Below are 8,401 nucleotides of genomic sequence, written 5' to 3'. Positions count from 1 at the left end.
GTCAGCTGTTACAGGATATTCATTAATAGTAAGCGTTGCCGAGTATTCACAGCCGTTGCCATCGGTAAGTGTAAGTTCAACAGGTGAATCAGCGGCAGTGTAAGTTGCATTGTTTACAGGCCACGTGTAGCTGTCGTCTTTGCATACCGTAACACTTTCGCTAATGTCCGGAGTTACCGGGTAAACAGAAACAATAATTTCTTCAGATGAAACCGGACTATTTGTAACGCAATCAGCATCAGAATAAACTTCACACTTAACAACATCTCCGTTTGTTGGAACATATTTAAATTCCAGATTATTGACACCCTGGGGAATATTATTTACAAACCATGTATAAATTGGATTTGGTCCTTCGTTTTCAGTTGTGGCTGAAAATGTAACCTCCGTTTCAGGACAAACTTCCGTGGCCGATGCAGAAATAGAAACACTTACAACCAAACCCGGTGTAACTGTCATAGTTATTGGATCCGAAACAGCAGTTCGTTCATCTGGTTCAACACAGTCGGCATCAGAATAAACTTCACACTTAACAACATCTCCGTTTGTCGGAACATATTTAAATTCCGGATTATTGACACCCTGGGGAATATTATTTACAAACCATGTATAAATTGGATTTGGTCCTTCGTTTTCAGTTGTGGCTGAAAATGTAACCTCCGTTCCAGGACAAACTTCCGTGGCCGATGCAGAAATAGAAACACTTACAACCAAACCCGGTGTAACTGTCATAGTTATTGGATCCGAAACAGCAGTTCGTTCATCTGGTTCAACACAGTCGGCATCAGAATAAACTTCACACTTAACAACATCTCCATTTTGCGGCACATATTTAAATTCCGGGTTATTGACACCCTGCGGAAAATTATTTACAAACCATGTATAAATTGGATTCGTTCCTTCGTTTTCAGTTGTGGCTGAAAATGTAACCTCCGTTCCAGGACAAACTTCCGTGGCCGATGCAGAAATAGAAACACTTACTACCAATCCCGGGGTAACTGTCATGGTTATTGGATCCGAAGTAGCAGTTCGTCCATCTGGTTCAACACAGTCGGCATCAGAATAAACTTCACACTTAACAACATCTCCATTTTGCGGCACATATTTAAATTCAGGGTTATTGACACCCTGCGGAATATTATTTACGAACCATGTATAAATTGGATTCGTTCCTTCATTTTCAGTTGTTGCAGTAAATGTAACTTCTGTTCCCGGACAAACCTCAGTGGCTGATGCAGAAATTGATACACTTACTACCAATCCCGGGGTAACTGTCATGGTTATTGGATCCGAAGTAGCAGTTCGTCCATCTGGTTCAACACAGTCGGCATCAGAATAAACTTCACACTTAACAACATCTCCATTTTGCGGCACATATTTAAATTCAGGGTTATTGACACCCTGCGGAATATTATTTACGAACCATGTATAAATTGGATTCGTTCCTTCATTTTCAGTTGTTGCAGTAAATGTAACTTCTGTTCCCGGACAAACCTCAGTGGCTGATGCAGAAATTGATACACTTACAGTTAAACCCTCAACTGTAATAACAGTCGGATCGGATGTTGCGCTGCAAAGTGCGGCATTGGTTACTGTTACTGTATAACTTCCGGCAGTGGATACTGTTATACTTTGCATTGTTTCGCCGGTTGACCAAACATTACCTTCAGCATAGCTTGATGTTAAAGTTGCGCTTCCATCTGGGCAAATTGTGGTTGGCCCACTGGCTGAAATGGTTGGTTTCTCTGGTCCTTCCGGATCACTCAACTCCGCATCCACCCCTACAGCAGAAGTTTCGCTACCAACCGTAATCTGTAAATCATTATACGTTCCAGCCTCTGTTGTAATTGTGGCAGTACCTCCTGAAACTACAACTCCCTCAAAACTGCCACCATCGTATGTAATGGTGTAGGTTCCATCGGGAACATTGGTAAAGGTTAGTGGAATAGTTCCGTCTCCATCGCAGGTGGTTGGATGTGTAACTGCTCCAACGGTAATTGTGGGGGTTGGTGTTGTTGGATCGGGACCTACCGAACCATTAACGTAATAGTCCACATAAGGCTCGTCATTAAGCACAAAATAATCAGGATATGATCCACCATATTCGCAGGCGTTTGCATAATCATTATTCCAGGAAAGGTCTGTAGTTCCACCCAAATAAGTGAAATTCAGTGTAAAAAGTGTAAAATAATCTGAAAGAGTTGTTCCTGTAGAACTTGTTTCCAACCCACCTATAAAAATAGTACCAGGCACGCTGGTTCCATCAATAGAAAGACTCGGAAATCCTCCTGCAGTATTGCTGGCAGAAGTAAAATCAAGTACTGTCTGATCGTAATTTAATGTTAACGAAACTACTCCCACATTATTAAAACCTGTAACTTTTACAGGAATGCTAATATTGTCATTAACCGAGGCAGTAAGCGTTGGTGCAATAGTTACGGGGCCTTGATTGGTGAAAGTTAATGATCCTGAAATGTAATAGGTGCTTAATGGTAAATCATTTAATGTTTGTGAAATACCACCTACCACAGTTGTATATTTACACGCTCTTCCATTATACTCATCATCAAAATCCAAATCTGTTGTACCATTTGTTACTTTTTCAAAAGCAATGTTGAATATTGTACTGCCATTGGTTAATGTAACAGTTGAACTGGAATACCATCCAATTCGTATTTCTCCGGGAGTACTTAGATTTACATCAAAAGTACCACCCATCCCAACACCAGTTGAAACATTTGTTGGAGTGGCAATTAATGGATCATACACTATTTTAAGTGCACAGCTACTGATATTTGTAAATCCATCAGCTTTTACTGGCACAATCGCTTCTGACGATGTTGAAGAAACGGTGCCTAAAGTAGTAATCGGGGCGTTTTGTCCGTTAACACCCAAAGCAATACTTAAAAACAGTATTGAAATAATGGTTGTAAAAATTTTCATGATCGTATGATTTAAGTTATTAATTTCAATGTTTATATTATCGTTTTATAATCCGAACAGTTCTTATAATTTCATATCCATTAAGGTTTGAAAACCTCAGGGTGATTTGATAGACACCTGCCACCAAAATATCTCCTTCAACATTCAAAAAATATTCACCTGCAAGTTTTTGGCGGTTACTCACTAATGTGAATCTGTTGCCCAAAATACCCGTTGCGTTAATACTAACCTGCCCGTTTTCGGGTAGCATATATCTGATTGTTGCTTTTTCGCTGAATGGATTTGGATAAAAAGTCAAGTCTATTTCGGCTGTATGATTAATTATTTCGGCATTTGTTGCTATGCCAATATTTTTCCAAACACAACTGTCCGGGTCAAAAATGAATTCATCCCAGTCATCAACCTTAGCTGGTTCCACAGGTTTTGTTCCAACATTTTCCCAATGGCAGGTCGTATTATTGAATACAAACTCGTCCCAGCAGTTTTCAGCACTTGGTACGACAGGCTGTGTGCCCGTTACATCCCAGCTACAGGTTGTTTCGTTCCAGGTTGCAGTTTCCCAACATGTTGTTGAAGGAGCCTTCGGTTGTGTTCCTGTTACATCCCAACTGCACGTGGTTTCATTCCAGGTAGCGGTCTGGTAACATTCTAATGCCGGTTCTTCCGGTTGAGTTCCGATGTTTTCCCATTCACAGGTATTCGTGTTAAAACTAAATTCATCCCAGCAGTTTACCGGGTTTGGTTCAACCGGTTCTTCTCCCACATTCTCCCACTGGCAGGTTGTATTGCTGAAAACAAACTCGTCCCAGCAGTTTTCAGCAGTTGGTACGACAGGTTGCGTACCCGTTACATCCCAGCTACAGGTTGTTTCGTTCCAGGATACCATTTCCCAACATGTTGTTGAAGGAGCCTCCGGTTGTGTTCCTGTTACATCCCAACTGCACGTGGTTTCATTCCAGGTGGCGGTCTGGTAACATTCTACTGCCGGCTCTTCGGGCTGAGTGCCTATATTTTCCCATTCACAGGTATTCGTATTAAAACTAAATTCATCCCAGCAATTTGCCGGGGTTGGTTCAACCGGCTCTTCTCCCACATTCTCCCACTGGCAGGTCGTATTGTTGAAAACAAATTCATCCCAGCAGTTTTCAGCAGTTGGTACGACAGGTTGCGTACCCGTTACATCCCAGCTACAGGTTGTTTCGTTCCAGGTTGCCGTTTCCCAACATGCTGTTGCAGGAGCCTCCGGTTGTGTTCCTGTTACATCCCAACTGCACGTGGTTTCATTCCAGGTGGCGGTCTGGTAACATTCTAATGCCGGTTCTTCGGGTTGAGTCCTTATATTTTCCCATTCACAGGTATTCGTATTAAAACTAAATTCATCCCAGCAATTTACCGGGGTTGGTTCAACCGGCTCTTCTCCCACATTTTCCCACTGGCAGGTCGTATTGTTGAAAACAAATTCGTCCCAGCAGTTCTCTTTTGATGGTTCTTCCGGCCGGGATTCCACAGTTACTTCTACCGTTTCCGAGGTTGCACTGCAACCTTCCGCATTTGTAACCGTGACGTAATAGGTTCCGGCTGCAGAAACTGTTATACTTTGTGTGGTTTCCCCGGTTGACCATTCGTAAGAAACAGCTTCTCCTGAGGTGAGAACCACACTGCCCCCTTCACAGAAAGAAGTTGGGCCATCGGCGGAAATTACCGGTTGATCCGGGGGGGCCGGATCGGTTAAAACAACATGCACTCCCAAAGCAGAGGTTATTTCGTTTACCGTAATCTGCAGGTTATTGTAGTTACCTGCCGGTGTAGAAATTGTTGCAGAACCATCTGAAATAGAAACATCTGTAAAACTGCCACCCTCATAATAAATGGTGTAAGAACCGTCGGGGACGTTGGTGAATGATAAAGGAATTATCCCGTTTGCACCGCAGTTCAGTGGATTTTCAACAATTCCTGCAACAATTGTTGGTGATAAAGGCAACGAAACTGATTCAATTAAACCGTTTTGATAAAAACTTGAATGGGGTTCATCATTTAAAATATTGTAATCGGGAAATGAACCACCATATTCACAGGAGGTACTATAATCATTATTCCAGGAAAGCGCAGAACTGCCACCCAAATATTTACAGTTAATTGTAAACAAAACGAAATCATCTGCAAGACTCACTCCATCAGGATTTGTTGAACTTCCACCAATAAATATTGTCCCTGGTGTAGCACCGTTAAAAGTTAAATTTGGAAAGCCTCCTGTTGTATTGCTGGCAGAATTAAAACTAAGCACAGCAGGGTCATAATTTAATGTTAAAGAAACAACTCCAACATTTTTAAAACCTCTTACAGTTATTGGAATACTAATATTTTCATTTACAGAAGCGGTGAGATTCGGGGCTATAGTAACCGGACTTTCATCATTAAATGTTAATTCGCCCGGAACGTAATACGAGCTAAAGGGTGAATCGTCCAATGTTTGCGAAATACCATCTACCACAGTGGTGAATTTGCATGCTTTTCCATTCTCTTCATCATCAAATCCAAGATCGGTTTTTCCGCCATTCACTTTACTGAAAGCAATATTAAAAATTACAGCTCCGGAGTTTAAGGTAACATTTCCGGAACTGGCATACCAGCCAATCCTGATTTCTCCAGGAGTTGCCAGATTAAAATTTACAACTCCCCCTATTCCTGCTCCGGTAGTCACCTTTTTGGGAAGGGCAACAGCAGGATCATAAACTATTTTTAATGCACAGCTACTTATGCTAACAGAATTGGCAACAGTGACCGGCACAACGACTTCGGGTTCAAGGGTTGATATTTTACCCAGATTTGTAATTGGCGAAACCTGGGCGTAAAGATTCATTCTAAAAACAATGAACAACAATAAAAAAATAACAGGGATTAATTTAATCCTGTTAAAATTGAGAACATTTAATATTTTAATATTTAACTCATTCATCCCATTATACTTCATTAAAAATTTTTTAAGCGCTGGAGCTTTAAAATTTTGAATATTGATATTGCAGTTCATTCTTCATTAAAAAAAAAATTTAAAAGAATAAAACGGAGTACGGGAAACCATTCCCGTACTCCGTTGAAGGAGATTTTAGTGTTTAATCATCCTGACAGTTCTCACGATTTGCGTTCCTTCCTGGCTTCTAAACTGCAAGGTAACCAGATAGACCCCGGAGACGAGCTCATCGCCTTCCAAATCAATCAAATAATCGCCTGCAATTTGGTGCTGGTTTGATAGTATTGTTATCCGGTTACCGAGAATACCGGTAACTTCAATGTTGACCGTTCCGTTTTCAGGAAGCGTATAATTGATTTTCGCTTTTTCCCTGAAAGGATTCGGGTAACACTTCATCAGCAAATCTGATGGAAGTTCAGTAATACCAACTCCAACAGTCGTATTTTTCATTTCCAAACCGTTAACTACCAATGAAGCATTCTGAATGACTTCAAAATCTCCGTCGGCCAGTTCATTGAGCGGATCGCCCGACAGTTTGAAACGATACACCTCATTGTCCATCTCACCGGTTAATGTTTGTAACCTGATGGTCAGCATGGTTTCGCCGGCAGCCAACGAAATTGGCTCCATGGAATTCCATCCAATGCGTAACTCACCATTTACAATGTCAAACATCACAGGTTGTTCCGGATTATTCTTCAGGAATACATCTTCAATCTGCAGTTTTTCAACCGGGAAATTCAGTATCATTGAGATTGCTCCCACCTGCATTGCTGTTTCGGCTCTCACCGGAAGTTCGATTGAGGTGAGCGGAGATATCTGAATGCTTTCATCCTGGTTCAGTGTAAGGCTGGTGCTTCCTGTTGCAACGGCTGCCTTGCTCAGGATTTTTGCCGAAGACAGGTTATTGGCACTAGGTGTGAAACTCCTGTTGAAGTCGCCACTTACCAGACCCAGAAAGTTATGTTCTGCAGTTGCAGCTCCTGCCGGAATTGTTATTTGCAGCACATTATTAATTCCCGGTAAATCCTGTTGGGTATTAATAACATCAGGCGCATGCCAGAATTCCCATTCCGGATCAAAATACTGAGAAGTGCCACCAGTAACAAAATACCTTTGAATAGATGATGCATCTTCAGAATCAAGCCAAAATTCACCACTATTCAGATTACTTTGATTGCCGGCAACATCACCTGCCAGAAAGCGCACTTTCTCAATGGAATATTTTTTAATAAACCAACTGTTTACCTGAGCGGCATCGGTAACATTAATGCTACCCCATGTTTCTTTGTTTACAGTAATCACCACATCATACGTACCCGGGCATACATTTTCAAACGAATATACTCCTCCGGCATTCGTTGGTGAAGTAATAAACTCAGTAGTTCCTGATACCAGTTTAATGTCCACATTCTGCATGGGCGTACCGGCATTATTGTGGTAATTAATTGTACCGCTTACTGTTGCACCTGAAACTTCAACCTCGAACGAACAAACCTCAGAATTAACGGCCCCGTCTTTAGCCGTCCAGGTTACCGTTGTAGTTCCCTGATTGAAGACAACACCATCAAGTGAGGTGTATGGACCGGAATTAGTAGCACCTGTGAGCTTAGCAGTTAATGCGATGTCGATATCAGGTGTACAATTATCCGTACCCGTTGCATCCCAACTTGTTCCGCTGTGAATATAGGTACAACCATCGTTCATGATTACATCCTGAATTCCGCTTACCGGACAGGTAATCTCTGGCTCCTGGGCATCAACCACGGTTACATCAAATTCGCAGGAAACATCCTTGCAGTCATTTTTTGCTGTAGCTGTTACCGTAGTTGTTCCAATCGGGAAGACGTGCGGTAAAGTAATTGGATCATTACCAATTTTGTAGGTTACTGATGTAGCTGCCGGAACTCCCGTAACATTGGCTGCAAAGGTAACACTGGCATCACATCTGCCAAAATCATTATTTACTGTAATAACGCCAGGTGTTCCTTCATCACCGGGACAAACAATCGCAAGCGGATTATCGGGTATCGAAGTATCGAAAGTAATTTCGAAGTTAACCGTTTCATCACAGTCCTCATTCAGTGCATTGGACAGTACCACAGGAATGATGATCGTTTCACCATTAAGTTCGCTCACAGTGGTGCGGTTTCCGTTATCGGTCATCAGGTTTTTGATGGCAGCAGCTATGGCGCCCATATTTACCTGTGTACCGTCGTAAGCAACTCCGGCAACACTTACCACTGAAATCTGTCCACCAGTTTCCAGTAAAGCAATTTGGTTAAAGAGCTCTACCATTTTTCCTGTGCCGCTAATGTCCTCAATCAGATCATCGCCCTCAATGCAGAGGCCTTCGAAGTCTTCTTCGAGTTCAGTGTCCACTGTTCCAACGTAATCCAGCATCGCCTGCTGTGCATCCGGTATCTCGGTATCAAAGGTTACAGTATAGGCAACTGTCTGAGTACACAACGCATTCAGATTGTTGGACAG

Annotated in this window: 3 protein-coding genes; all 3 read right to left on the bottom strand. The window is 42.0% G+C overall.

Going from position 1 to position 8,401, the window contains the following annotated elements:
- The coding region (locus tag ACESMA_RS05310) for a cohesin domain-containing protein (protein WP_372947737.1) at positions 1-2,943 on the bottom strand (2,943 nt) is incomplete at its 3' end.
- A gap of 37 nt (positions 2,944-2,980) precedes the next feature.
- Positions 2,981-5,803, bottom strand: a complete 2,823-nt coding sequence (locus ACESMA_RS05305) for a cohesin domain-containing protein (RefSeq protein WP_372947736.1) — start codon at positions 5,801-5,803, stop codon at positions 2,981-2,983.
- A gap of 243 nt (positions 5,804-6,046) precedes the next feature.
- Positions 6,047-8,401, bottom strand: a 2,355-nt coding sequence (locus tag ACESMA_RS05300; RefSeq protein ID WP_372947735.1) for a T9SS type A sorting domain-containing protein, incomplete at its 5' end; no start/stop codon positions are given.

Origin of the sequence: Mariniphaga sp., assembly GCF_041687215.1 — a bacterium.
Classification (GTDB): domain Bacteria; phylum Bacteroidota; class Bacteroidia; order Bacteroidales; family Prolixibacteraceae; genus Mariniphaga.
Note: the sequence above shows the minus strand (reverse complement) of the source record. Positions and strands in the feature narration are given on the sequence as shown.

Excerpts from the sequence above, each read along its gene's own strand:
- ACESMA_RS05305 (WP_372947736.1), bottom strand. The coding sequence starts at position 5,803 with ATGAATCTTTACGCCCAGGTTTCGCCAATTACAAATCTGGGTAAAATA.